A 25076-nucleotide genomic window follows, 5' to 3' on the forward strand; every position below is an offset into this window, starting at 1 on the left:
TCCGGCCTGCTTTCGGCGCGGTCGGATGCCGGGGAATTCGGGTTGCGGGAAGGTACCGGTCGGGACCGCCGTGCCGGTCGCGATCGCCGGAGATCGTCACATAGGAGACGACACGATCCAGCGATCGCGACACATTCGCACAAAGATGCGCAGACCTCGACACTACGTCACGTAAACGATCTGTAATATTTGGAAATGATTGGCGTTGACGCCATGTCTTGACGTCGACACGCAATCTCGAGCCGGAGACGCGACATCGCGTTCGCGTCATTGCTTCCGTTCCATCAGGTCGAGCCCTTCATTTCATCAGTAATCCTTGTAAATGAAGGGCGGAGAGAAAGCGGCATCGTGATGAACATTCTGTACACCAACTTCCACGGCGATTATGGCGGCGGCCAGGACACCTACGTTCGCGATCTCGCCGTCGCGATGAGCCGCCATCACCGCGTGACCGTGGCGTCGCCACAAGGCAGCCGCCTGTCGCGACTGCTGAAGGACAGCCCCGACGTGGGCATCTTCGACATGGAATTCAAGCCGCGCTGGAACCGGCTGTGCCGGGAGATCCTGCGGCTGCATCGATTGATCGTCGCGGAGCGCTTCGACGTGATCCACGTGAACGGGTCCGCCGATCACCGGCAGGTGATGCTGGCGCTGCTCGCGTGCCGGTATCGACCCGCGGTCGTGCTGACCAAGCACAACACCTATCGCGCCGACAGCTTCGGCAACCAGTTGCGCGCGCGGCTGGCGACCGACCATACGATCGCGGTCAGCGACTACGTCGCGAGCATGCTCGCGCTGCGCTCGCCGTACGGCAACGTCACGGTCGTCAAGCACGGCGTACGCCGGCCGGCTGCCGAACGACTCGCGGCCGACGAGATCCGCCGTCGCAAGATCGCGCTGTTCGGCGCGGCCGGCGCGGATGCGATCGTGCTGGGCAGCAGCGCCGGCACCGCGCCCGAAAAAGGCTGGATGGACCTGATCGCCGCGCTCGGCCGCCTGCCCGAAACCGAGCGCGAGCGGTTTCGCGTGCTGCTGGTCGGCGCGGAACCGTCCGGCGAGCAGCGCGCGCAACTCGCGCGGCACGGCATGGCGTCGCGCACCGCGTTCACCGGACGGCTCGACGATGTGCAGGCGCCGTTCTCGATCATCGATGTGTCGTTCGTGCTGTCGTACCACGAGAGCCTGTCGTACGCGTGCCGCGAAGCGATGTCGCTCGGCTGCCCCGCGATCGTGACGCGCGTGGGCGGGCTGCCCGAGAACGTCGAACCGGGCGTGGACGGTTGGGTCGTCCCGCCGCGCGAGCCCGCGGCGATCGAAGCGGTCCTGCGCGCGATCGTGCAGGAACCCGGCTGCGTCCGTGCGATGGGGCGCAGCGCGCGGCTGAAAGGCAAGCGTGAATTCTCGTTCGACGCGTTCGTCGACGCGACGTTGTCCGTCTATCAGAAATCGGTTCGACACAACCCGTACCGCTGGGCGACCTCCTTGAGATCCACGCAATGGCGATGAATATCTGGAAGAAGTACTGGGACCTGCGCACGCAGGAATGTCCGTGCGACGTGCACTTCGTCGAATGGCTGGAATCCGTGCGCCTCAAGGGCATCCGCATCTATCACTTCGGTACCGGCGGCCACCACCACGTAGGCGTCGAATGCGCGCGGCCGCATCTGAACAACACCGTCTTCGGCGTGACGGCATCGCCGAAGGAATACAAGTCGTACGTCGATCTCGTCACGCGGCAGCCCGAGGTGAGCAAGACCTACCTCGCGTATTTCGGCGACATCTATACGAGCAATTCGAGCCTGCTGCCGACGTTCGACGCCGTCACGCTGTTTCATCCGTGCGAGTTCCGCGACGAAGCGAACAGCCGCTACGGCGCGAAGACCGACGAAGCCGTGCTCGACCTGTTCGCACGTCATACCGCGCCCGACGGCCACCTGCTGTTCTACAAGGGCTCGTCGGCCTACCGAAAGGCCGAGCCGATCATCGCGCAATGGGCCGCTCGTGCCGATTTCGCCGAGGTCGGCGACTTCAAGTCCCTGCGGATTTTCCGCAAGGCCGCGTAACCCCGCTTTCCTGCGATCCGCCCGATGCTTGCGCACACCCCACGCTATCCGATTCTGATGTATCACCAGATCCGACCGTTGCCGCCGCCGACCGACCGGCTGCGCAGCCTGAGCGTCGCGCCCGACGCATTCCGCCGCCAGATGACGCTGTTCAAGCGGCTCGGCTACCGCGGCCTGAGCGTGCGCGAACTGCAGCCGTACCTGCGCGGGGAGCGGCAGGGCAAGGTCTTCGGCATTTCGTTCGACGACGGCTTTCTCAACGTGCTGACGCATGCGATGCCCGTGCTGGACGCGCTCGGCTTCACCGCGACCTGCTACTTCGTCGCCGGCCGGTTCGGCGGCGCGAACGACTGGGACGCGGGCGCCCCGACCGCGCGCTCGCCGCTGATGACGTGCGCGGACATGCTCGCGTGGCGCGATCACGGCCACGAAATCGGCTCGCACACGCTCGATCACGTCGCGCTGTCGCATGTGTCCGCGCCTGTCTCTGCGTTTCAGTTGACCGAATCGAAGCGGCAGCTCGAAATGCTGAGCGGCCAATGCGTCGAATCGTTCTGTTATCCGTACGGCGATCTCGACGCACGCGTGCGCGATCAGGTCATCGCTGCCGGCTACGACAATGCGACGACGACCCGGCGCGGATGCGCAGGCGCGGCCGACGATCCGTTTCTGTTGCCGCGGATTCCGGTGGCGGGCGGGGTCGGGGCGGTGAGGCTGTGGTTCAAGTGCATGAAGGGGCGAATAACGGGGTGCCGATAAGCGCTTGAGCAGACCGACTGGACGAGCCGGTATCACCCCGATCCAATACCCATCTCCTTCGGCGACTCAATTTCCAACCGATTGCAGATCAATGACAAGTATCTTGATGGGTTGCCGGCCCGCCTCAAGGCATCAGTATGCGACGTAAGGCGCAGAGCCGCCTTCCGCCGAACGATCCAGGCCAAAATAGATCGTTCGACCGTAAAAATATGGCAGCCCGAGATCTAGCCAAGAGGACGATCCGAAGTGACCTGCGACGTCATTGAATGCATATGTTGAACTCCTCGAGAACAACGTATCTGCGTTAGCAACGGACAGGGAAATCATGCTCACTGTGCCGTCGAGCCCAACCAGAGTCGCAGCATAGGTGGTCGTCGTTGACGGGCAGTAGAATTGCGTGTTCTTGGCACACGCAATCTGCGCCGAGTCATCGAAGAAATTCGCATTTGATCCAGTATCGAAGAACGCGGTGACCTTTCTGGAAAGGAACGCTCCTGGCACATCACCCGTCGTCGTTGACATCAGCTTCGTGGTGGCGCCGAATGCATTGTTGCCTTGAGTGCCGATGCCAAAAATCAACGAGCCCGTCACGCTTTCCCGACCGTCTTCCGAAATCTGCGGCATTTTTACAATCACGCCGTTGTTGTCTGCGGCGAACTGACCGACAGGATTGCTGATCTGTTGCGATAGCGGCACGGTGACTTGTACGCAGCTCGAGTTTCCGTCCGCGCACGAGTAGTAGTTGCTCAACGACGCGACCTTCACACAGGGTGCACCACAATCATAGGGCGCCGGACCAATTCCAAGAATGCCGTTTGCACCAAGAGCCGTGGCCGAGTTCGCAGCTTCATTCCCGTTTGTACACGAACTTGGCACGTTGTCCGTGGCAAGATCGCCGATGATCTGCACCGGCAAGGAACTCGCACGTTCATCGCCAATGGAAAGGTCAATCGTTCGAACCGTGCCCCACGTATAACTCGAAACGAACTTGCCGCATTCGGAAAGCGTCGATCCGTCGTTTGTAGTCGTTTTAGGCAGGCTGTCGATAACGCTTGGAATTGCATCACGTACGATCCGCAAGCCATACGATGCGGTGTCAACGAGCACATTGGACACCACCTGGCAGCGTGACGTTCCGGGCGCACAAATCTTGATGTTGACGGTCGGAATGTTGACGACGCGTGCAACGCCTCGCGCAACCGTAACGATTGCGGTATTTCCGGTGTTGCCGTCCGATGCGCCAGAACTACTGGCGCCCGTTTCGCCGGAACCTGAATCGCCGCCGCCGCACGCAACGAGGAAAGCCGCCGAGACGGTCATCAAGCTGAATATGCTGAACCACCGGACGACCGTCCGAAAAATGCTCATGATCATTTTCATGGGAGTTACAGGATATCGTTGCCGGTCAGGCCGGGCGGAAGCGCGGGCGGCAACCAGGCTTGCCCGGAAAATGCCCCCATGTGCCCTCCTGTCTTGATCACGAGATTGCGCGCCGAAACAGATACCGGCGTACGCCAGCCACGAAGTGCATGCGCGACTTCCACGCCCGCGCTGTAATCGCGAAGATAACCGCCGAGCAACGACCCGAGATCGGGAATCGTCGGCCCTTGCCACGCTATGCCGAAGACGATTCCGTCGCCCGATGTGTATTCGCGAATCACGGTTCCCGATCCGAGCGTAGTTTCACGGACGATGTAAACGGCTGGATTCGCCGTCAGGCCATCGGCCGCTCGATTCGCAGGCCGCATCACACGCACTTTCGCGGCCTGATCGGCGGCGGGCAGCGATATCGGTGCGCCGCCCAGTTCGGCATGCGCATGTGGCGTTGCCAATCCCGCGATGAGCGCAGCGGCGTAAGCATAGCTAATCGACTTCACATTTCCCTCCCGAGCAACACCCGCGTATGACGGTTCGGGACGCCTCCGCTGCGAGTGCGCTCCCTTGGAATCAAGTAACCCTCGACGCCTTGGTCGCCGCGATCGGTAACCAGGCGCCCCACAGGGGCCGGCCACAACATTTATTGACATTAAACTCAATATTGATAATTTTGTCATTTATGTCGATAGAGCGCGTGCTCGAACGTTTCCTAACGTCGGTGTCATATTCATCTTTCTGGTTAGCAATCCTCAACATTCCGATCGCACTCGACGCATGTCGCGAGCAAGGATCACGAAACGTCCGCGGTCGGGCCATGCGACGCTGAAACTCGACGGCGATCGTCACGTAGCCGCGCTGGGCGGCGACTGCAACATGCGTGCGACGTGTCCTGGCTAATGCGGTTCAGAAGCGGTATCCAGCCGACAGGAACGTCACGATCGGATTGACCCGGAATTTGCTGGTGCTCGTGACCGTGCCGACGGATGACCGGGTAGTGAGCGTGGCGCGTGTCGATACCCACGAATACGCCACCGACGCATTGATCGACCAGTGAGAATCGATGTTGTAGGTCAGGCCGCCGTTGACGACGGGCGCAAAGGAATGACTGAGCGACACGGATGTCGGTCCCTCCAGCGCGGTCCCGACGGTCGGCGAGAAATAGATCTGGCCGGTGGAAACGGGATTGCTGAGCTTGATGTTGCTGAACCACGTGTAGGTGACGCCGGCACCCAGATACGGCCTGAACCGTGCATTCGGTTGGCCGATGTAGTAGTTGAAGATGATCGCCGGACTCCAGGCCCGCGCGGTCCCCAACTCGCCGAAGCCGCTGAGCGTACCTGCGCCGTTCAAGTGCCATGTCGGCGGAAAACCCATGACCGTCGTCGCCGCGATATGGTCGGTCAGGAAGTACGTTGCGGTCACTCCGAACGTATCGCCGCTTGCGATCTCCCCACCGCTGCCGGTCATCACTTGTGACTGGCCGAGCGCATTGACGGTCAGCGGATCCGCCGCCCCCTGCGGCGCAAAATGGGACCAGCCGGCATTGACCACCCACTGACCGGCTGATTGGGCATGCGCGCCAGAGATGGCCGCGACCAGTACGACGGTTCCTGCGCTGATCCGTTTCATGTTTGTCTCCAGATTTTGGTGTTGGTGTTCAAGAATCGTGAAACCTGTCTTCATCCTCGTGCGCCAGGCATGACTTTCGGGCTGGTCCTGCGCTTATGACACACGAGGCCAAAAGCATCGGGTGCTGCTTCGTCAAGAAAAATCCCCTTCTTCATTAACTTCGAATTCCTAAGTTATTTGCTTACTTCAACCCCAAACGTTCCGAGAATCGACAATCAGTGATGTTCGGGTTCGACAGAAGTCGAAAAGGCAAACGGGAAGCGGCCCATCACCGTATTGACCTTCGCAATCTGCGCGTGATCGCTCAGCGCAACATGCAGGGTGAGCCCGCGCGACGGGTCGTCCACCATGCTCACCCGCGCACCCTCGACGCCGGCATCCTTCAGCGCGGAGACCAGCGCGTCGAACGTCTCCCATCGTTTGAGTTCGGGCTTGAAGATCTTGCCGACCGCCGTAAGCGGCATCGCATCGACGATATGAATCCGCTTCGGTATCGCGGCGCGCTCGCCGATCATGCTGCGTATGAACGTGTCGAGCTCCGTCTCGGTTGCCGTTGCGCCGGCTTTCAACTGCACGTATGCGACTGGCAGCTCGCCAGCATGCACGTCGGGACGTCCGATTGCCGCAGCGATTTGCACTGCCGGGTGGCGGTGCAGCGGTTCTTCGATCGTCGCCGGATCGATATTGTGACCTCCCCGGATGATGAGCTCCTTGCGGCGGCCCGTGAGCCAGAAGTAGCCTTGGGCATCGCGGCGCGCGAGATCCCCGGTGTTGAGCCACTGCCGGCCGTCGCCGAGATCGAGCCACAGGCTCTTGTTCTGATCTTCCTGAAGATAGCCCGCGAACACGTTCGGCCCGGAAATCGTCAGCACACCGACTTCGTTCTCGACGCAATCGCGCACGTAGCGGCCGGCGTCGTCGAGTATCACCGCCTTCATCATTTGGCCGGGGATGCGCAAGCCGATCGAACCGAGACGCCGTTCGCCGCCTGGCGGATTGACGCTGCTTACGCATGCGCCCTCGGTGAGCCCGTAGCCTTCGAGGATCCGGACCCCGGTGCGATCCTGGAACAGGCGAAATACTTCCACGGGCATCGGCGCGGCACCGCAAAGTCCATATTCCAGCGAGTCGATGTTCCGGCCGTCGACGGGCACGTCGAGCAACGCCGAATACAAGGTCGGCACCGCGCTGAAGAAATTGATCCTGTGGTGCTCGACGATTTCCCAGAATCGTTTGACGACGCCGTCGCCGCGATAGCCCTGTGGCGTACCCAGCACCACATGTGCGCCGCGCGAGAACGGCACCAGGCCGGTTGCCAGCACGGCATTGACATGGAACAGCGGCAGTCCGCAGAACACGGTCTTCCCCGGGCCCATCCCGGCGCCGACGACCTGCCCGACGCTCCAGGCATTGGCCACCTCGTTGCCGTGCCGGCGAATCGCGATTTTCGGCAATCCCGTCGTGCCGCCCGTACAGAAGTAAGACGATATGTCGTCGGCTTCAAAACGCCGTGGGCTCAGCAGCGAATCGCCGGATTCACGCGACATCGCACTGTCGAAGTCATGGATCTCGACGTGGCGCGGAACGGCACCGCGCACGCCCGCGCGCCCGTGCAACCGTTTGCATTCTCGACGCTGCATCGCGCGGGCGGCAATTCGGCGCCACCCCTGCACACGCTCGGCCAGATCGATCAGGACGAGGCTTTGCAGCGATGGCACCTCGCTCAGGATGGGCTGGATCTTCGACCAGATATCCGTTCCCGGAAAAGGCGCCAGCGTCACCAGCACCTTTGCGTTTGCGGCCTTGAGCAGCGATGCGATCGCCGGCCCCTCCAGCAACGGATTGATCGCGCACACGATCCCGGCCGCTTCGCCTCCCCAGATGACGAAATGCGTTTCCGGCAAATTCGGCAGCACGTAGGCGACCACCGAGTGGCGATCGATACCGAGGCGTGAAAACATGTTCGCGGCGCGGGTGATATCCCGCAGAAGCGCCGCATAGTTCCAGCGCAATGGCTTGCGATGATCGTCGGCGCGCAGGAAAAATGACAAGGCCGGCGCGGTCGGGTCGATCGCCGCACCACGGCCGATCATCTCGTAAGTGCTGGCCGGGAGGTCGGCGGGCGGCCCCTGGTTTTCGATCCGAAGCACGTCCGCTTCGGTTGCGATGGCGTTCATGCGAGCTCGTCCACGATTCGGTTGCGTTGCACACCGAGGTCGATTGCCCCGTCCCTGCTCCGGATCCGCGACTCGACCAGATCCCCGGCCTTCAGGTACTGCGGGCGCGCGGCCTGAACCTTCGCGAAGATCCGCCACTTCATGTGCTCCGGCAGCAACGCGGCAACCCGTTGCTTCGCCGGCGACGGAATGCTGAGCGCGCATCCGGACGGCGTGCCCGTTGCAAGCAAGTCACCGGCGTTCAGATCCTGAACCCCCGAAAGCTCCGTGAGCGTTTCGGCCGGACCGTACACGAGGTTCGCGGTCGAATCGCTCTGGCGCACTTCCCCGTTCACGGTCAGCGTCAGTGTCAGCGCGCGCAGCCGCGCGATATCGCTTGAATCCAGCAGGCACAGATACGGCCCCACGGGCCCGAACGTCCGATAGCTTTTTCCCTTGTAAAACTGCATTTGAGGAATCTGGATATCGCGTGCGGAATAGTCGTTGACGATCACGAGGCCCGCCACGTACTCGTGCAGGTTCGTGTCCGTGATGGCTTGCCGGGACGTGATATCGCGGCGAAGCACGAGCCCCAGTTCGATCTCGTAGTCCAGAAACCGCACATGTTGCGGCCGGATGACGTCGGAATCGGCGGCGACGATGCAGCTCGTCGCCTTCGTGAAGATCATGTTGAATGACTTCGCATCCGGATTCATGCCGGACTCGATCATGTGCTGGCGATAGTTGGCGCCCTGGCAAACGAACCGTTGATTGCGCGTGACCGGCGACAGCCACTCGACGTCCGATTCGCGAATCGTTTCTCCGTCGAGCGCGGCGAGGTCATCGATCCGATGTGCTCGCACGAATTCGCCGGTCGTCGGGTAGTCGCCCGGTATCGGCGTGATCCGGTGGTGCCTCACCACGCCCCATTGGGCGCGCCGCTGATGCCGGTAGTGCAAGACGTGCAATGCCATGAAGATGCCTCGAACAGGTCTGAGTGAAGATGAAGGTCACGCAAACAGCTTCGCGAGCGTGCGCAGCTTCGCAAACGTGACGTCCGGACTAGCCCGGAGGTTTCGGATCAGCGATGCGATGCTTGCGGCGGTGATCTTCGGTTTGGTGAAGCTGCGCGGCATCCGGGGGCCCCACTGCGACATCGCTTCACGGCTGACTTCGTGGATGCCCGTCGCCACGTCCGCCGTGAACATGTCCCCATCGCAATAGTGTTCGTGCTTGTCGCCCCAAGGGTCCTGCCAATAGTCGAAGACCTGGCTGCCGAGAATGTGACGACCCATCCCCCATGCGTGCGTCCATCCTTTTTCGCTCAACACACGCTGCCCGATCCCGACGGCGTCCGCGTCCACCAGCTCGAATGCCGAGTGGCTGTAAAGCGCTGCGAATCCCTGTGCCAATGCCAGCGTATGGTGATCCGTGGGGGTCGCCCCGCGATCGAGCCGCAAGAACGCGACGGCGGGCGATCCATCCGGCAACACCTGAACGTCGCTCGGGATGAAACCGAAGTGAGACGTGTACCACGCGCAAGTCGCCTGGAAATCGGCGAGTTCGAGCACGACATGACCGAGGCGAATCACTTCCGGCGCCGCCAGCGGCGCACGCTGGGTATCGTTCACGCGAACGATGGAATCGGGCGAGTTGAACGCTAACGCCGACCGGTGCGGCAGGGCGCCGGCCCGCGCTTGTCCCGCGACCGCGTCGACACGAAAACCCGACGGATCGACGAGCGTGACGCGATGGCCGCCTCCGGGCCACGGCGACGGCTCCACGTCCGACGCGCCCGGCACGTCGGCAAGCTTTTGCAGTGCGTCGATACCGTCAACTTCAAGCCCGAAGCCGACGAAACGATTTTTTTCAGCCTGCCGGACGACATAGCAGAACGGTGTGGCGGCCGTGCCTCGGAGAAACAGATATTCGCCGTCACGGGATACCGTTCGCAGGCCGAAATCGTTGAGAAATCGTTCGGCCCGTTCGAGATCGGGACGCTCGAACATCAAATAGGAAAGCGCCCGAGCCTTCGTCGTCGGCTGGGGACTCCGTGCGGGTTGTGCAGTCGTGAGCTTCATGGGGGCCTCAGGAAATCGGCTGGGCAATGTGATCGGACAGCGACGAAAACGAGGTGCGTGCACCAAGCAATCGCAGGGATTCGAGAACCAGACGGGTCGAGTCGGCCACCGGGCCTTCGTGCAGGACCGTTTTGTCCGGCCGAATCACGGCCGCCCAGCCAAACCGCACGACACCCGGCATGAACGTACCGTCCAGGTCCTCCCATCCGTCGTCCTCGATGCGATGAAGGCGCTGCCCGCGGTGCACGACCTGCACCACGACACCGCCCGCCGCGATCAGCGCGGCTCGCGCGCCGGCGTCGAGTTCGACGCCTGGATCCCGCCCGAATCCGATCAGCGCGAGACCACTACCGAACACGTCGTCGCTCAGGCGGATCGTCCCATCGTGCCTGCGCAGCCATCCCTGCGGCAGGGCTGCGCCGCGCACGAGCCGCGTGGACGAATGGCCGGGGACGAACAGACCGCTCCGGAACGCATTCTTCGGCTTGATCCCGAGTTCGTCGAAGTGATTTCGTAGCGGCGGAACGAGCCGCGTCAATCGCATCAGACCATGCGTGAACAACGCGATCCCGGCGTTTCGCGGCATCACGAGCTTGCCCATGAATTTCGCGACGCCGATCATCGCCTTGGCGTGCGGTCGTCGTTCCTGATCGTAGGAATCCAGGATTTTCGGGATTGCGTGGCCTTTGACGACCCACGCCAGTTTCCAGCCGAGATTCGCGGCATCGCGCAGGCCGGCGACGAGCCCCTGGCCAACGAACGGCGGAGTGATATGGGCGGCGTCACCCGCGAGAAAAACGCGCCCTTTGCTGAACGTCGTGACGGTTCGGGCATGAAAACGGTACACGGCCTTGCGTTCGATCACCATGTCCTCGATGCCGCCCCACGGCGCGAGCAGTTCGCGGATGCGTTCGTCGGATTCCATTTCTTCTCGCGTCTCGTCGGGATGGAGCATGAACTCCCAACGCTCGCGCCCCCCGGGTGCGGTCATATGAGGCGTTGGCCGCCGATGGTCACAGATGAACTCGACATGGTCGATGGGTCGGCGCACGTTTCGCGCGTCGACGATCAACCAGTCCTCCGCGAACGTCTTGCCCTTGAAATCCTGTCCGATCAGCTGGCGCACGATCGAGCTGGCGCCGTCGGCACCGACGACGTAGCGGGCGCGCACGACGTGCCGTGCGCCCGGCCCGCTGTCGAGCGTGGCGGCGACGTAATCGGCGTGCTCGTCGAGCGAGACGAGCGTCACACCGAGCGCCATTCGGGCCGTGCGGTGCGCGGCTAGTCGCGAACGCAAGCATCGCTCCAGGTCCGGTTGATAGAACGTCACGAGCTTCGGATGGCCATCGATGCTCCCCAGCGTATTGATGCGCCCGAACTCTCCGAACCAGGGAGAGCGCATCCGGACGTACGGGATCGCCACCGTATCGAGGTCGGCTTCGTTCACCCCGATGTACTGCAGGATGCGAAGCGCGTCGTTGTCGAGCGCGATCGCACGTGGCGCCATGAAGATCTCCGCTGCCCTGTCGACGACAAGCACGCGCACGCCGTCCCGGCCAAGAAGCGCACCGATCGCCGCGCCGACGGGACCGCAGCCCACCACGAGCACGTCTACATCCGACGGCAAGTCGCGGCCGCCCGAAGAGCTCATGCCGTCGTTGCCTTCATGGACGCCCGGCTCGCACGTCAGGTTTGTCTCCACCACCGTTCCATCTCCAGTTCTTGAGACTGGCCACTGCCGGCCGCCTTTATGACATTGAAATCATAATTGATGATTTTGTCAATTTTGACGTTCGAACGTATACTCAAACACCGAATCCATGCGCACGCCGATGCCCAACACTTCTTCCCGTCGCACCAGAACACCGTCGCCGGCCGTCTTCTCGAACGGGCAAGGGCCGTCGAGCCCTGAGGTTCGCGAGCCTCGAGGCGCGCGCCGAAAGCGCGAGACGCGGGCGCGCCTGCTGGATGCCGCCTTTGTACTCATGGCGCAAAAGGGGATGGAAGGCGTCGCGATCAATGAAATTACGGAAGCCGCGGACGTGGGGTTCGGGTCGTTCTACAACCACTTCGAATCGAAAGAAGCGATTCATGCCGCGGTTTTGGAAATCGTGTTCGAGGAGTTCGCGGATACCCTGGACCGCATCGCAGGCAACCTCACCGACCCCGCCGAGATCATTTCTGTATCGCTGCGCCATACGTTGCTGCGAGCCAGAAGTGAGCCGGTTTGGGGACAATTTCTCCTCCGCGAAGGGTTGTCCATGCGAGCGCTCAGCCGCGGCCTCGGACCCAGGTTGTTGAGGGATATTCAGAAAGGCATCCTCGCGGGGAGATTCTCGGCAAGTGACCCGCTGATGAGCGTGATCACGGTCGGGGGTGCGGTACTGACCGCCATTGCGATCGAGCTCCGATTCGATGCGGACGAGAAGCCGGTTACCGACATGTTGAACATGATCGGGTACAGTCAGAACGGCTTTGCCGAGCGCGCAGCTTCATCCCTGTTGCAGACCTTGGGTGTGCCGCAAACTGAAGCGATAGAGATTGCGAATCGCCCATTGCCGCCCGCTGGGACGTCTGGGCCCAACGAATCGCAAGAACGTTAGCGGCCTATCGTTCGCCTGTGATAGGCAGAACCCTGCCGGGTACCCGCGTAGCACTGACGGTCGCCGTCACGCACTCGCCCCTCCCCGTACCGGCATTCGTCAAGCCAACTGTACCGGTACTGTACAGAAAACCGTCGCTAAACTGATCTCCATCCCAGCCTCGAACCGAATGGAGAATCCGCGATGGAATTCCTCACCCTCAGCGCGTTGCCCGCCGGCATGCTGTTCGCGCTCGTCACGTCGATCACGCCCGGCCCCAACAACACGATGCTGCTCGCGTCGGGCGTCAACTTCGGTTTCCGCCGCACGATGCCGCACCTGTTCGGCATCAGCATCGGCGTCGCGATCCTGATGCTCTGCGTCGGCTTCGGCCTCGGCGAAGCGTTCAAGCGCCTGCCGCTGCTGTACACGATCCTCGAAGCCGCGAGCGTCGCGTACCTGTTGTACCTCGCCTGGCGGATCGGTACGTCCGGCGAAGTGAAGGCGCACGGCGCCAAGCCGCGCCCGATGACGTTCATCGAAGCCGCCGCGTTCCAGTGGGTCAACCCGAAGGCATGGATGATGGTGCTGACCGCCGCGACGACGATCCGCCTGTCCGCCGACTACGGAATGAACGCCGCCTGGATGTCCGTCGTGTTCATCCTGATCGGCTTCCCGTGCATCTGCCTGTGGGCCGCGTTCGGCCTCGGCCTGCGGCGCTTCCTGTCGAATCCCCGCGCGCTGCGCATCTTCAACGTGACGATGGCCGTGCTGCTGTTCCTGTCGCTGTACCCGCTCGTCGCGCACCTGCTGCCGCGCTGAACCCTCGTAAGCCCGCCCGTTGAGCTTCACGTGAGGCAGGCGTACCCTTTCGGTACGGGCGCATGCAACCGCTTCGGCGGTTGCACCGCCGCTCTGCATGGAGATTGCCGATGAAGCCAATGCTGAGAACGGGCGAGTACATCGAAGGAATGCACTGGATCGCCGAGTATCACCCGCTCACGCACGATATCCGCGTGCTGCGCGAGAACATCGAAGTCGGCACGTACTGCGCGCCGCCGACGCTGTTCGGCGACGAGGAAGAAATGGGCGCCGCGAACCACGACGATCATCGCGGCCGGGAAGCCGCGTTGCGCGCGTACCTGCGCAACTTCGTCAAGGAGCACGACGCGGAGGAGTAACGGTGCGACGGCCGGAATGTCGACGGGCCGCGAACGCGGCCCGGTCTGTCGTCGCGCGCCGGTCGGTCGGCGTGCGACCGGCCTGAATCGATCATGCTCGGGGCCGGTGCATCGCCCGGCCCGAACGCCGCTCAATGCCCGAGCGACTCGATCTTGCCTGCCGGCTGCACAACGCCGTGCGGCCGCGCCATCTGCTTGATCAGCAGCGCGACGCACGCGAGTACGCCCGCGACGGCAATCGTCGCGAACACCCCTGCGAACGAGAAGTGCCGGCGCGTCAGTTCGGCGACGAGGAACGACCCGGCGATCCCGCCGAACCGGCCGACGCCGAGCATCCATGCGACACCCGTGCCGCGCCCTTCGGTCGGATAGAACGCGGCGGCCAGCGCCGGCATCGACGACTGCGCGGTGTTCATCAGCACGCCGGCCACGAACACGACCAGCACCAGCAGCCCGACGTTGCCGGCCGCCTGCCCGATCGCATACACGCTCACAGCCGTCAGCGCATAGCACACGGCGATCACGCGATTCGCGTTGAAGCGGTCCATCAGCACGCCGCACAGCACGGCGCCCACCCCACCGAGCGGGAACAGCGCCGAGATCAGCGTCGCGCTCTTCGGCGTCAGGCCCGCATCCTTCAGCAAGATCGGCATCCAGTTGATCGACGCGTAGAAGATCACGAGCCCCATGAAGTAGGCGAGCCACAGCATCACCGAGCCGACGATGTACGAGCGCGACAGCACGACGCCGAGGCCCTTGCCGCCGGTCTGCGGCGCGGCTTCGGTCAACGCGAACGAACCGGCGTTCAGCGCGTCGCGCGAGATGCGCGCGAGCGTCGCGCGGATCCTGTCGATGCCCTGGCCGTTCGCGACCATGAAGCGCACCGATTCCGGCATCTTCAGCAGCAACAGCACGGCGAGCAGCAGCGGCGTCACGCCGCCGAGCACCAGCACGCTGCGCCAGCCGAAATGCGGAATCATCCATGCGGCGAGGAAACCGCCGAACGCGGCGCCGAGCGGAAAGCCGCAGAACATCAGGTTGATCACGGTCGCGCGGCGCTTGTCCGGGCAGAATTCGCCCATCATCGTGACCGCGTTCGGCATCGCGGCGCCGAGCCCGACGCCGGTGACGAAACGCAGGATCGTCAGGTGTCCGATCGTGTTCGAGAACGCGGACATCAGGCACGCGGCGCCGAACAGGAACACCGAGCCGAGCAGCAGCGAGCGGCGGCCGAGCCGGTCGGACAGCGGGCCGGACACGAGCGCACCGCACGCGAGGCCGAACAGTGCGGCGCTGAGCACGGGCGCGAGATCGGGCTTGGTCAGGTTCCATTCGCCGAGCAGCGACGGCGCGATGAAGCCGATCGCGGCCGTATCGAAGCCGTCGAGCAGCACGATCACGAAACACATGAGGAAAACGAGCCATTGAAAGCCGCCGAACGGCTGCTCGTTGATGAAGGTCTGGACATCGACCACGGGTGCGCGATTCATCGCTTGTCTCCTTGTCGGCCGAAATGCGCGCGTCGGCGCCTTCCGGTCCCATGCAACGTTGATATATGCAACAAGCGCGGCCTCGTGGCCGCGCCTTTCCTTCGTTCACGCACCGATTCGCTGCCGGTGCGTTCTTCATCGACGACGGCCCGCCAACCTCGGCGGGCCGCCCGATCGGATCACCGCCGGCCTTTAACCGGCTGCATCTTGCTCCTTGAAGATCTTGTCCGCGAGATGGAACGCGGAATTCGCGGCCGGCACGCCGCAATAGATCGCGGTCTGCAGCAGCACTTCCTTGATCTCGTCGCGCGTCACGCCGTTGTTGCGCGCAGCACGCAGGTGCAGCGCCAGTTCCTCGCCGCGGTTCAACGCCACCATCATCGCGATGGTCAACAGGCTGCGCGTATGGCGCGGCAGCCCGTCGCGGGTCCAGATCTCGCCCCACGCATAACGCGTGATCAGGTTCTGGAATTCGTCGGTCACCTCGGTGCGGTTCTCGAGCGAACGGTCGACGTGCGCGTCGCCGAGCACGGCGCGACGCACCTTCATCCCTGCTTCATAACGTTCCTGGTCATCCATCGCCGGCACCTCACGCAATCAGGAAATCGAGCAGCGCGCGGTTGAAGCCGGCGGTGCATTCGATGTTCGAAATGTGCGCGGCGTCGAATTCGACGTGCAGCGCACCGGGAATCGCGGCGGCAAGCGCGCGGCCCTGGTCGGGCGGCGTCGACATGTCCTTCGCGCCGGTCACGACGAGCACCGGCAACGCGATGCCCTTCACTTCCTCGCGCAGATCGGCCGCGTTCAGCGCGTCGCAGTTGGCCGCGTAGCCGTCCTTGTCGGTATGTACGAAGGTGTCGCGGATCGCATCGAACAGGCGCGGCTCGCGTTCGACGAATGCGTCGGTGAACCAGCGCGGCAGCACGGCGTCGGCGAGCGCGGCCATGCCTTCGGCGCGCGCCTTCTGCGCACGCGGCGCCCACACTTCCGGCGAACCGATCTTCGCGGCGGTATTCGACAGGACCGCGCGCACGATGCGCGACGGGTAGCGTGCGGCCAGCGCGGCGCCGGTCAGCCCGCCCATCGAGATGCCGCAGAAATGCGCGCACTCGATGCCGACGTGGTCGAGCAGGCCGATTACGTCGCCCGCCAGTTGCTCGATCGTGTACGAACCGGCCGGCGCGTCGGAGTGGCCGTGGCCGCGGGTGTCGTAGCGCAGGATGTTGAAGTGCTGGGCAAGCGGGCGGATCTGCGGCGCCCACATCTGCAGGTCGGCGCCGAGCGAATTCGAGAAGACGAGCCACGGCGCGTCGTCGCGTGCGGCACGGTCGATCCGGTAATGCAGTGTCACGCCGTTGACAGTGGCGAAAGGCATCAATGTTCTCCTGGTTGTTTCGCACCCGCATGCAGCGCGAGCACGGCGTCGACATAGGCCTGCGCTTCGCCGACGTAATGTGCGGGATCGAGCAGCCGCGCGAGCGCGTCGCGCGACAGGTGGGCCGACACGGTCGCATCGGCGGCGAGCACGTCGAACAGCGTCGCCCCGGTGCGCACGGCTTCCTTCGACGCGTGCTCGACGACGTGGTGCGCATCGAGCCGGCCGATGCGGTCGCCGAGCGCGAGCATCACGGCTTCGCCGAGGATCAGCCCGTGCGTGAGGTCGAGGTTCGCGGCGAGGCGCTCCGTATTCACGTCGAGGCCCGCGACGATCTGCGCGATCTGCGCGAGCGCGCCGCCCGCCAGGCGCGCGAGATCGGGCAACGCATCCCATTCGGCCTGCCAGCCGCCGAGTGCGCGCTCGTGCTCCTGCACCATCCCCGCGAACACGGTCGCAACGAGGCCCGGCGCACGCACCGCGGCCGTCAGCACGGCCGCGCAGCCGACCGGGTTGCGCTTGTGCGGCATCGTCGACGAACCGCCCTTGCCGGCGGCGGCCGGTTCGCCGAGCTCGCCGACTTCGGTCTGCATCTGCAGCGACACGTCGCGCGCGATCTTGCCGAGCGTACCGATCAGCATCCCGAAACACGACGCGGCTTCCGCGATGCGGTCGCGCTGCGTATGCCACGGCACGGCCGGCACCGCGAGCTTCAGGTCGGCCGCGAGCGCGGCGCTCACGCCGGCTGCATGTTCGCGCAGGCTTGCGAGCGTGCCGGCGGCGCCGCCGAACTGCAGCACGAGCACACGTTCGCGCAACTCGGCAAAACGTGCGCGATGGCGCAGCAGCGCATCGAGCCATTGAGCGAATTTGAGGCCGAGCGTAATGGGCAGCGCCTGCTGCAGCCACGTGCGGCCGATCATCGGCGTCGCGCGATGGGCGCGCGCGAGCGCCGCGAGCGACGCACAGGCTTCGTCGAGCATCGGTTCGAGCGCGTCGAGCGTGTCGTGCAACTGCAGCACGGTCGCGGTATCGATGATGTCCTGGCTCGTCGCGCCCCAGTGGACGAACTTCGCGGCCTCGGGGTCGTCGGCCTTTACTTGCGCGGTGAGTTGCTTGACGAGCGGAATCGCGAGATTGCCGCCGAGCGCCGCGCCGTGCGCGAGCGCGTCGGCGTCGAGCCGGCCGGCGTCGCACGCGCGTTCGATCGGCGCGACCGCGGCGGCGGGAATCACCTGCTGCGCGGCAAGCGCGCGGGCGAGCGCGGCCTCGACGTCGAGCATTCGCTGGATCGTCGCGCGGGGCGACCAGATCCGGTTGAGCGGCTCGGTGCCGCAGATCAGGGAGGTCAGGCGGGCGCTGTCTTCGAGCATGGCATCGGAATGGGGAAACGGCGTGCGCCTATTGTCTACCCAAGCGCGCCGGCGTGCGCTCGAAAGCGCGCACCGGCATGCTTGCCGTTCAGGCGGCGGCCTTCTGCGTCGCGTCGATCAGCGGCACGCCGGTCAGCTTCTGCAGCTCGTCGAACGACAGGTCGGTGAAGATCTCGTTCACCGCGAGGCCGTCGGCCGTCACGTCGAGCACCGCGAGATCGGTGTAGATGCGGCTCACGCATTGCACGCCGGTGACCGGATACGAGCACTGCGCGACGATCTTGCTCTCGCCCTGCTTCGTCAGGTGCTCCATCATCACGAACACCTGCTTCGCGCCGATCGCGAGGTCCATCGCGCCGCCGACGGCCGGAATCGCATCGGGCGCGCCCGTGTGCCAGTTCGCGAGGTCGCCGGCAGCCGACACCTGGAACGCGCCGAGCACGCAGTAGTCGAGGTGGCCGCCGCGCATCATCGCGAACGAATCCGAGTGGTGGAAATAGGCGCCGCCGGTGAGCAGCGTCACGTGCTGCTTGCCGGCGTTGATCAGTTCGTCGTCTTCCTCGCCGGGCGCGGGCGCCGGGCCCATGCCGAGCAGGCCGTTCTCGCTGTGCAGGAAGATTTCCTTGGCCGGATCGAGGTGGTTCGCCACCAGCGTCGGCACGCCGATGCCGAGATTCACGTACGCGCCTTCGGGGATGTCCTGGGCGACGCGCTTGGCCATTTCATCGCGGGTCAGTCGTTTCATGTCGGTTTTCCTCAAGGCGATCAGGCGGCTTGCGATGCAGCGTGTTCGGCGGCCAGTTCGGCCGCGTGCGCGGCCTGCGGCACCTCGACGACACGCTGGACGAAAATGCCCGGCGTCACGATGTGCTCCGGGTTCAGCGCGCCGAGCGGCACGACTTCCGACACCTGGACGATCGCGACCTTCGCGGCGCTGGCCATGATCGGCCCGAAGTTGCGCGCGGTCTTGCGGTACACGAGATTGCCCCAGCGATCGCCCTTGTACGCCTTCACGAGCGCGAAATCGGCGTGGATCGGCGTTTCGAACACATACGGCTTGCCGTCGATCACGCGCGTTTCCTTGCCTTCCGCGAGCTTGGTGCCGTAGCCCGTCGGCGTGAAGAAACCGCCGATGCCGGCGCCCGCCGCGCGGATGCGCTCCGCGAGGTTGCCCTGCGGCACGAGTTCCAGCTCGATCTCGCCCGCGCGGTACAGTGCGTCGAACACCTGCGAATCGCTCTGGCGCGGGAACGAACAGATGATCTTGCGCACCTTTTTCGCCTTCAGGAGCGCCGCGAGACCCGTCTCGCCGTTGCCCGCGTTGTTGTTGACGATCGTCAGGTCGCGCGCGCCCTGTTCGATCAACGCGTCGATCAGCTCGGACGGCATGCCGGCCGTGCCGAAGCCGCCGATCATGATCGTCGCGCCATCGTGGACGTCGGCAACCGCCGACTGAAGCGATTCGAAAATCTTGTTGACCATGTCTCTTCCTGATGCGAACCCGCGGCTCGTGCGCGGCCTGTCGAGGGGACACGCGCGTGCCGCGTGCCGCGCCGGAGGCCCTCGTCGACCCCGGCTTTTGTTCGCTATTCGAACCTAGATTCGATTAGCGAACGATGGGCCGATCATAGAGGCGCGCACAGCGCGTTGTCAAGGCGGGTTGCCTCGGGGGCCGTCGCGTCGTCGAACGGCAGGCCGACGTAGTTTTCGGCGAGCGATTGCGCGGCCGCCCGCGAACGCGTCACGTATTTCAGCTCGGCAAACTTCAGGCGATTGACGAACGGCGAATCGTCCGGCGACGCATGCAGCATGTTCGTCATGAAGTACGAGAAGTGCTCGGCGCGCCATACGCGTTCGAGACAGGTCGCCGAATAGGCGTCGAGCGGCGTCGCGTCGCCCGTCCGGTAGCGCGCGCCGAGCGCGCGAGACAGCGCGCGAACGTCGGCCACCGCGAGGTTCATGCCCTTCGCGCCGGTCGGCGGCACGATGTGCGCGGCGTCGCCGGCGAGGAACAGGCGCCCGTGCTGCATCGTTTCCGACACGAAGCTGCGCATCGGCGTCACGCTCTTCTGCGTGATCCGGCCCTCGGTCGGCGTCCAGCCGGTGTCGTTCGAGAAGCGCGTGTGCAGTTCGTCCCAGATCCGTGCGTCGGACCACTGGGCGAGGTCTTCATCCGGCTTGCACTGCAGGTACAGGCGCGTGACCGTGGGCGAGCGCATCGAGAACAGCGCGAAGCCGTTGTCGTGGTGCGCGTACACGAGCTCGTCGAGCGACGGCGCAGCGTCGGCGAGGATGCCGAGCCACGCGAACGGGTAGACGCGCTCGAACGTCTTCAGCCGCTCGGCCGGAATCGTCTGGCGCGCGATGCCGTGGAAGCCGTCGCAGCCGGCGATGTAGTCGCAGTCGATGCGATCGGCCCGCCCGTCCGCGTGCTTGAACGTGACGAACGGACGCTCGCTTTCGACGTCGTGCAGCGCGACGTCGCTGACTTCGAAATGCATTTGATGGCCGTGTTCGACGCCGGCCGCGATCAGGTCGCGCACGACTTCGTGCTGGCTGTAGACGGTGATCGCGCGCCCGCCGGTCAGCCCGGACAGGTCGATGCGATGACGCTGGCCGTCGAACAGCAGCTCGATGCCGTGATGTTCGAGCCCTTCGCGGCGCATCCGCTCGCCGAGGCCGGCTTCGTTCAGCGTGTCGACCGTGCCTTGCTCCAGCACGCCGGCGCGGATGCGGTTCTCGCAGTATTCGCGCGAACGCGCTTCGACGAGGATGGAATCGACGCCTTGCAGGCGCAGCAGATGGGACAGCAGAAGGCCGGACGGGCCGGCGCCGACGATGGCGACCTGGGTGCGCATGTTTGTCTCCTGACGGCCGCGATCGGCGCTTGCGCGCACACTTCGGGCCTATGCGAAATTGAACATTGGTTCGAGTGGTGAACGCATTTCAGCGCTTTCCCGACTATGCGGCAACGCGATTGCCGAGATAAGTTGTATACGTTTCCGCGATACTGGTCCGACGATGGATGCGCTCGATCTGAACCTGATTCCCTACCTCGTCGCCCTCGACGACACGCGCAACGTGAGCCGCGCTGGCGACTTGCTCGGCGTGAGCCAGCCGCGCGTGAGCACGGCGCTCGGCCGGCTGCGCGAGTACTTCGGCGATCCGCTGTTCGTGCGCACGTCGCGCGGGATGGAGCCGACGCCGCGCGCGCTCGCGCTGCTGCCGGCCGCCCGAGACGCGCTCGCGCAGATCGAGCGCGGCCTCGTCGCGCCGCACGATTTCGATCCGGCCGCGAGCACGCACACGTTCTCGATCGCGCTGTCTGACGTCGGCGAGATCGTGTTCCTGCCGAAGCTGCTGCAGGCGTTCGCGACGCTTGCGCCGCGCGCGAACCTGCGTTCGGTCTCGCTCGCGCACGACGAAGTCGGCCGCGGCCTCGAAGCCGGGTCGATCGATCTCGCAGTCGGCTACTTCCCCGATCTCGACGGCAACAACTTCTTCCAGCAGCGGCTGTTCACGCACCGGTTCGTCTGCCTGATGCGGCGCGGCCATCCGTTCGAGCAGGCGCCGCCGTTCACGGTCGAGCAGTTCCTCGCGTGCGGGCATGCGGTGGTGCGCGCCGAAGGGCGCAGCCAGGAAGTGCTCGAGAAATATCTGGCGAAGCAGCGCATGCAGCGCCGCGCGGTGCTCGAAACGCCGCACTTCATGAGCCTGCCGTTCATCCTGAGCCGCACCGACCTGATCGCGACGGTGCCGCACGCGATCGGCTATGCGTATGCGGCCGAGCACGCGTTCATCGTGCCCGTCGAGCCGCCGCTCGCGCTGCCGCGCTTCGACCTGAAGCAGCACTGGCATCGCAAGTATCACAACGACCCGCGCACCGCGTGGCTGCGCGGCGTCGTCGCGTCGCTGTTCAACGACGAGCAGGACGAATGGCCGAAGTGAGGAAGCGGGCGCGGCGGCCGCACGCACGCGCGGCGAAAGCATGAAACAATGCCCGGATATCGGCCGCCGCAGGCGGCCTTCGATGGAGCCACTACATGGGTAAGGGAAAGAAAACCGCACAGGCCCAGCCGGTCGCCTCGCGGCCGAGCCGTGAAGAAGCGGAAGACGCCGTGCGCGTGCTGCTGCGCTGGGCCGGCGACGATCCCGCGCGCGAAGGCCTGCTCGACACGCCCGCACGCGTCGTGCGCGCCTACGAGCAGTTCTTCGCCGGCTACGCGCTGGAGCCGCGCGACATCCTCGCGCGCACGTTCAGCGAAGTCGACGGCTACGACGAAATGATCGTGCTGAAGGACATCCGCTTCGAGAGCTACTGCGAGCACCACATGGTGCCGATCATCGGCCGCGCGCACGTCGCGTATCTGCCGAACCATCGCGTCGTCGGCATCTCGAAGCTCGCGCGCCTCGTCGACGCGTTCGCGAAGCGCCTGCAGATCCAGGAAAAGATGACCGTGCAGATCGCCGACACGCTGTTCGACGTGCTGCAGCCGAAGGGCGTCGGCGTGATCCTCGAAGCCGCGCACCAGTGCATCTCGACGCGCGGCGTGCACAAGCCGGGCGTCGAGATGGTCACGTCGCGCATGCTCGGCACGTTCCGCACCGATCCGTCGACGCGTCGCGAATTCCTGTCGATCGTCGCGAATCCTTCCTCGGTCAACCTGACGAATACCTGATGGAGCAGACGAAGCAAACGGCGCACGCGCCCGTCGTGCTCGTGACCGGCGCCGCGCGCCGGGCCGGGCGCGCGTTCGCCGAGTATTTCGCCGCGCACGGCTATCGCACCGCGGTGCACTACGACCGTTCGGCCGATGCCGCGCAGGCCGCCGCCCGCGCGCTTGCCGAACGCGGGCACGATTCCGCGGCGCTGCAGGCCGACCTGTCCGATGCCGCGCAGATCGCCGCGCTGATCGATCGGGTCTATGCGCGCTTCGGGCGCCTCGACGTGCTGGTCAACAACGCGTCGGTGTTCTGGCAGGACCATTTCCCGAGCTTCGATCTCGCGGCGTTCGACCAGGCATGGGCCGTCAACTGCCGCGCGCCGATCCTGCTCACGCGTGCGTTCTACGAGCGGGCCCGCGCGGCCGGCACGCAGGGTGTCGTCGTGAACGTGGTCGACCAGAAGATCAAGGAAAACTTCCATCGCGACCATTTCAGCTACACGGTCGCGAAGGCCGCGCTCGGCAACCTCACGCAGATGCTCGCGCTGTCGTCCGCGCCGGTGCTGCGCGTGAATGCGGTGTTCCCGGGGCTGATGCTGCCGAGCGACGACCAGACGCAGGCCGACTTCGAACACGCGAGCCGCGCATCGACGCCGCTCGCGCGCATCGCGGGCCCCGACGACGTCGCGAGCGCGATCCTGCTGCTGACGGGCAATGCGTACAACGGCGTGGATTTCGTCGTCGATGCGGGCCAGAACCTGATCCGCGTGGACCAGGACGTGCTGTACAAGCACCGCTCGCCGGACGGCAAGCACTGACGCACGCGCGGCGCGCCCGCTCGAACCGAGCGCGCCGCCGCCCGCCGCCCGCCGCCAACCGCCCGCCGCGTTACGGCTTCTCGGCGCTGCCGCCTTCGCGGACCTTGCCCTGCGCGACGCTCGTGCCGGGCGGCACGCTGTGCGTGAGCCACACGTTGCCGCCGATCACCGAGCCGCGCCCGATCGTCACGCGGCCGAGAATCGTCGCGCCCGCATAGATCACCACGTCGTCCTCGACGATCGGGTGCCGGGCATTGCCCTTCACCAGCGCGCCGTCGCCATCGGCCGGGAAACTCTTCGCGCCGAGCGTGACGGCCTGATACACGCGCACGCGCTCGCCGATGATCGCGGTTTCGCCGATCACGACACCGGTGCCGTGGTCGATGAAGAAGCTCGGGCCGATCTGCGCGCCCGGGTGAATGTCGATGCCGGTCGCCGAATGGGCGATTTCATTGATGAACCGCGCGAGCAGCGGCACGCCGAGCTGGTGCAGCGCGTGCGCGAGCCGATGGTGCATCATCGCGAGCACACCGGGATAGCACAGCAGGATCTCGGTGATGTGCTGCGCGGCCGGATCGCCCGCGTACGCGGCCTGGATGTCGCTGACGAGCAGCGCGCGGATCGCCGGCAACTGCCGGCCGAATTCGCGCGCGATCTCGAACGCGCGTTCGTCGAGCTCGGCGAACGGCGTATCGACATGCTCCGGCAGGAACGGCAACGCGCGGCGGATCTGCTCGGACAGGATGCGCAGCGTGCTTTCGAGCGTGTGGCCGACGTAGTAGTCGACGCTTTCGTCGGTCAGGTCGGGCGCGCCGTAGTGCGTCGGAAACATCGACGCGCGCAGGCCGGTCACGATCTTGCAGATCGCATCGCGCGACGGCAGTTCGCGGATGCCGCGCGGATGGCGCGTGCGATGGAGTTCCTCGCGCGATTCGCGCAAGCCGGCGACGATTTCTTCGAGGCCCCACTGACGGGCGGGTGATGTCGACATAGGCCAATGCGGGCAGCCGCGCTCGGTTGCACGGCCGCTAATAAAGTGACGGGTTCCGCAAGATTACCGCGTTTCTTGTCCGGGGGCGGCACCCCGGGGATCGGCCGGACGGCCGACGCCGCATCGGCGCGACGGCGTCACATCGAGATGCTGCTCGCGTCGATCCAGCGTACGGCCCAGTCGCGCGCGTGCGCGATCGCGTCGCCTTCGTCGTTGAACTGGAGCTCGATCGGAAAAAAACGGTTCGCGACGAGCTCCCCGTCGCTCGATCGGGAGATCACGACGTAGGGCTTGAACGAACCGTCACTGGCGCGTGCGGGCGCGCAATTCAACAGATAACCGCGGTGCGTGAAGGCAGTAGTCGCTTGCATGAGTCCGCCACCTCTAGTCCCTTGCTTTGTTGTTCGCTACCCGTCTGTAAGGGTGCTGCGGCGCCCCGGCGCGGGCAGAGGCGGCGAGACTTCATCCCCTGTCGCCGCTTCGCAGGAAAAGAATCATACTCTGTAGAAAACGCGTCTTCTAGCTGAAATAAATCAT

At 64.8% G+C, this 25076-nt stretch carries 25 protein-coding genes; 9 read left to right on the forward strand and 16 right to left on the reverse strand.

Annotated features, from left to right (window positions below; all coding sequences use genetic code 11):
• Positions 1–351 precede the first annotated feature (351 nt).
• Genes WT53_RS28235 through WT53_RS28245 form a run of 3 tightly spaced genes read left to right on the forward strand, consistent with a single transcriptional unit; the run spans position 352 to position 2822 of the window.
• Positions 352–1506, forward strand: a complete 1155-nt coding sequence (locus WT53_RS28235) for a glycosyltransferase (protein ID WP_034205755.1) — start codon at positions 352–354, stop codon at positions 1504–1506.
• Positions 1503–2063 (forward strand): hypothetical protein, encoded by a 561-nt coding sequence (locus WT53_RS28240; RefSeq protein WP_034206287.1) that lies wholly within the window; start codon positions 1503–1505, stop codon positions 2061–2063. The genes WT53_RS28235 and WT53_RS28240 overlap by 4 nt, the downstream gene beginning before the upstream one ends.
• A gap of 24 nt (positions 2064–2087) precedes the next feature.
• The gene (locus WT53_RS28245; protein ID WP_034205756.1) at positions 2088–2822 is read left to right on the forward strand and encodes a polysaccharide deacetylase family protein; all 735 of its coding nucleotides are present in this window, start codon (positions 2088–2090) and stop codon (positions 2820–2822) included.
• 132 nt (positions 2823–2954) lie between these two features.
• Here WT53_RS28245 and WT53_RS33085 read toward each other — a convergent pair whose 3' ends face one another.
• The 7 genes from WT53_RS33085 to WT53_RS28275 all read right to left on the reverse strand — a co-directional run bounded on the left by WT53_RS33085 (position 2955) and on the right by WT53_RS28275 (position 11767).
• Positions 2955–4202 (reverse strand): DUF3443 domain-containing protein, encoded by a 1248-nt coding sequence (locus WT53_RS33085; protein ID WP_080747686.1) that lies wholly within the window; start codon positions 4200–4202, stop codon positions 2955–2957.
• Positions 4203–4207: 5 nt separating this feature from the next.
• Positions 4208–4699, reverse strand: coding sequence for a DUF2844 domain-containing protein (locus WT53_RS28250; protein WP_034205757.1), 492 nt, complete (start codon positions 4697–4699; stop codon positions 4208–4210).
• Between the two features lie 403 nt (positions 4700–5102).
• Entirely contained in the window at positions 5103–5828 is a 726-nt protein-coding gene (locus tag WT53_RS28255; protein WP_034205758.1) for an OmpW family protein, read from the reverse strand.
• Positions 5829–6043: 215 nt separating this feature from the next.
• On the reverse strand, positions 6044–8005 hold the full coding sequence (locus WT53_RS28260) for an acyl-CoA synthetase (protein WP_034205759.1): 1962 nt from the start codon (positions 8003–8005) through the stop codon (positions 6044–6046).
• Positions 8002–8958 (reverse strand): fumarylacetoacetate hydrolase family protein, encoded by a 957-nt coding sequence (locus WT53_RS28265; RefSeq protein ID WP_034205760.1) that lies wholly within the window; start codon positions 8956–8958, stop codon positions 8002–8004. Before WT53_RS28265 ends, WT53_RS28260 begins: the two co-directional genes overlap by 4 nt.
• Before the next feature lie 36 nt (positions 8959–8994).
• Positions 8995–10065 (reverse strand): VOC family protein, encoded by a 1071-nt coding sequence (locus tag WT53_RS28270; protein WP_034205761.1) that lies wholly within the window; start codon positions 10063–10065, stop codon positions 8995–8997.
• Positions 10066–10072: 7 nt separating this feature from the next.
• Positions 10073–11767: a bifunctional 3-(3-hydroxy-phenyl)propionate/3-hydroxycinnamic acid hydroxylase gene (locus tag WT53_RS28275; protein WP_060262402.1), complete on the reverse strand. Its 1695-nt coding sequence runs from the start codon at positions 11765–11767 to the stop codon at positions 10073–10075.
• A gap of 118 nt (positions 11768–11885) precedes the next feature.
• On the opposite strand from WT53_RS28275, the gene WT53_RS28280 reads away from it, so the two are divergent.
• The 3 genes from WT53_RS28280 to WT53_RS28290 all read left to right on the forward strand — a co-directional run bounded on the left by WT53_RS28280 (position 11886) and on the right by WT53_RS28290 (position 13828).
• Positions 11886–12668 carry a TetR/AcrR family transcriptional regulator gene (locus WT53_RS28280; RefSeq protein ID WP_082727539.1) on the forward strand — a complete coding sequence of 261 codons (783 nt, stop codon included), beginning with the start codon at positions 11886–11888 and terminating at the stop codon, positions 12666–12668.
• A gap of 183 nt (positions 12669–12851) precedes the next feature.
• Entirely contained in the window at positions 12852–13469 is a 618-nt protein-coding gene (locus WT53_RS28285; RefSeq protein ID WP_060262406.1) for a LysE family translocator, read from the forward strand.
• A gap of 110 nt (positions 13470–13579) precedes the next feature.
• Positions 13580–13828: a hypothetical protein gene (locus tag WT53_RS28290; RefSeq protein WP_034205765.1), complete on the forward strand. Its 249-nt coding sequence runs from the start codon at positions 13580–13582 to the stop codon at positions 13826–13828.
• A 131-nt stretch (positions 13829–13959) separates the two neighbouring features.
• Here WT53_RS28290 and WT53_RS28295 read toward each other — a convergent pair whose 3' ends face one another.
• The 7 genes from WT53_RS28295 to pobA form a co-directional block, all read right to left on the reverse strand.
• Positions 13960–15318 carry an MFS transporter gene (locus WT53_RS28295; RefSeq protein ID WP_034205766.1) on the reverse strand — a complete coding sequence of 453 codons (1359 nt, stop codon included), beginning with the start codon at positions 15316–15318 and terminating at the stop codon, positions 13960–13962.
• Positions 15319–15510: 192 nt separating this feature from the next.
• Positions 15511–15897, reverse strand: coding sequence for a 4-carboxymuconolactone decarboxylase (gene pcaC / locus WT53_RS28300; RefSeq protein ID WP_034206288.1), 387 nt, complete (start codon positions 15895–15897; stop codon positions 15511–15513).
• Between the two features lie 10 nt (positions 15898–15907).
• The gene (pcaD, locus tag WT53_RS28305) at positions 15908–16693 is read right to left on the reverse strand and encodes a 3-oxoadipate enol-lactonase (protein WP_034205767.1); all 786 of its coding nucleotides are present in this window, start codon (positions 16691–16693) and stop codon (positions 15908–15910) included.
• Positions 16693–18066 (reverse strand): 3-carboxy-cis,cis-muconate cycloisomerase, encoded by a 1374-nt coding sequence (locus WT53_RS28310; protein WP_060262409.1) that lies wholly within the window; start codon positions 18064–18066, stop codon positions 16693–16695. The genes pcaD and WT53_RS28310 overlap by 1 nt, the downstream gene beginning before the upstream one ends.
• 88 nt (positions 18067–18154) lie before the next feature.
• Entirely contained in the window at positions 18155–18811 is a 657-nt protein-coding gene (locus WT53_RS28315) for a CoA transferase subunit B (protein WP_034205769.1), read from the reverse strand.
• 20 nt (positions 18812–18831) lie between these two features.
• The gene (locus WT53_RS28320) at positions 18832–19548 is read right to left on the reverse strand and encodes a 3-oxoacid CoA-transferase subunit A (RefSeq protein WP_034205770.1); all 717 of its coding nucleotides are present in this window, start codon (positions 19546–19548) and stop codon (positions 18832–18834) included.
• A 143-nt stretch (positions 19549–19691) separates the two neighbouring features.
• On the reverse strand, positions 19692–20924 hold the full coding sequence (pobA, locus tag WT53_RS28325; protein ID WP_034205771.1) for a 4-hydroxybenzoate 3-monooxygenase: 1233 nt from the start codon (positions 20922–20924) through the stop codon (positions 19692–19694).
• A 163-nt stretch (positions 20925–21087) separates the two neighbouring features.
• Between pobA and WT53_RS28330 the strand changes: the two genes are divergently transcribed.
• The 3 genes from WT53_RS28330 (at position 21088) to WT53_RS28340 (ending at position 23548) form a co-directional block, all read left to right on the forward strand.
• Entirely contained in the window at positions 21088–22014 is a 927-nt protein-coding gene (locus tag WT53_RS28330; protein WP_034205772.1) for a LysR family transcriptional regulator, read from the forward strand.
• A 95-nt stretch (positions 22015–22109) separates the two neighbouring features.
• Positions 22110–22745, forward strand: a complete 636-nt coding sequence (gene folE, locus WT53_RS28335) for a GTP cyclohydrolase I FolE (protein WP_034205773.1) — start codon at positions 22110–22112, stop codon at positions 22743–22745.
• Positions 22745–23548, forward strand: coding sequence for an SDR family oxidoreductase (locus tag WT53_RS28340; RefSeq protein ID WP_034205774.1), 804 nt, complete (start codon positions 22745–22747; stop codon positions 23546–23548). The genes folE and WT53_RS28340 overlap by 1 nt, the downstream gene beginning before the upstream one ends.
• Positions 23549–23618: 70 nt before the next feature.
• Here the strand turns inward: WT53_RS28340 and epsC are convergent, their stop codons facing one another.
• Together epsC and WT53_RS28350 are read right to left on the reverse strand one after the other, a co-directional pair.
• Positions 23619–24539: a serine O-acetyltransferase EpsC gene (gene epsC, locus WT53_RS28345; RefSeq protein WP_006482285.1), complete on the reverse strand. Its 921-nt coding sequence runs from the start codon at positions 24537–24539 to the stop codon at positions 23619–23621.
• Positions 24540–24676: 137 nt separating this feature from the next.
• Positions 24677–24910: a hypothetical protein gene (locus WT53_RS28350; protein ID WP_006480138.1), complete on the reverse strand. Its 234-nt coding sequence runs from the start codon at positions 24908–24910 to the stop codon at positions 24677–24679.
• Positions 24911–25076: the final 166 nt, after the last annotated feature.

This window comes from Burkholderia sp. MSMB2157WGS (assembly GCF_001532755.1).
In the GTDB taxonomy this organism is placed as follows: domain Bacteria; phylum Pseudomonadota; class Gammaproteobacteria; order Burkholderiales; family Burkholderiaceae; genus Burkholderia.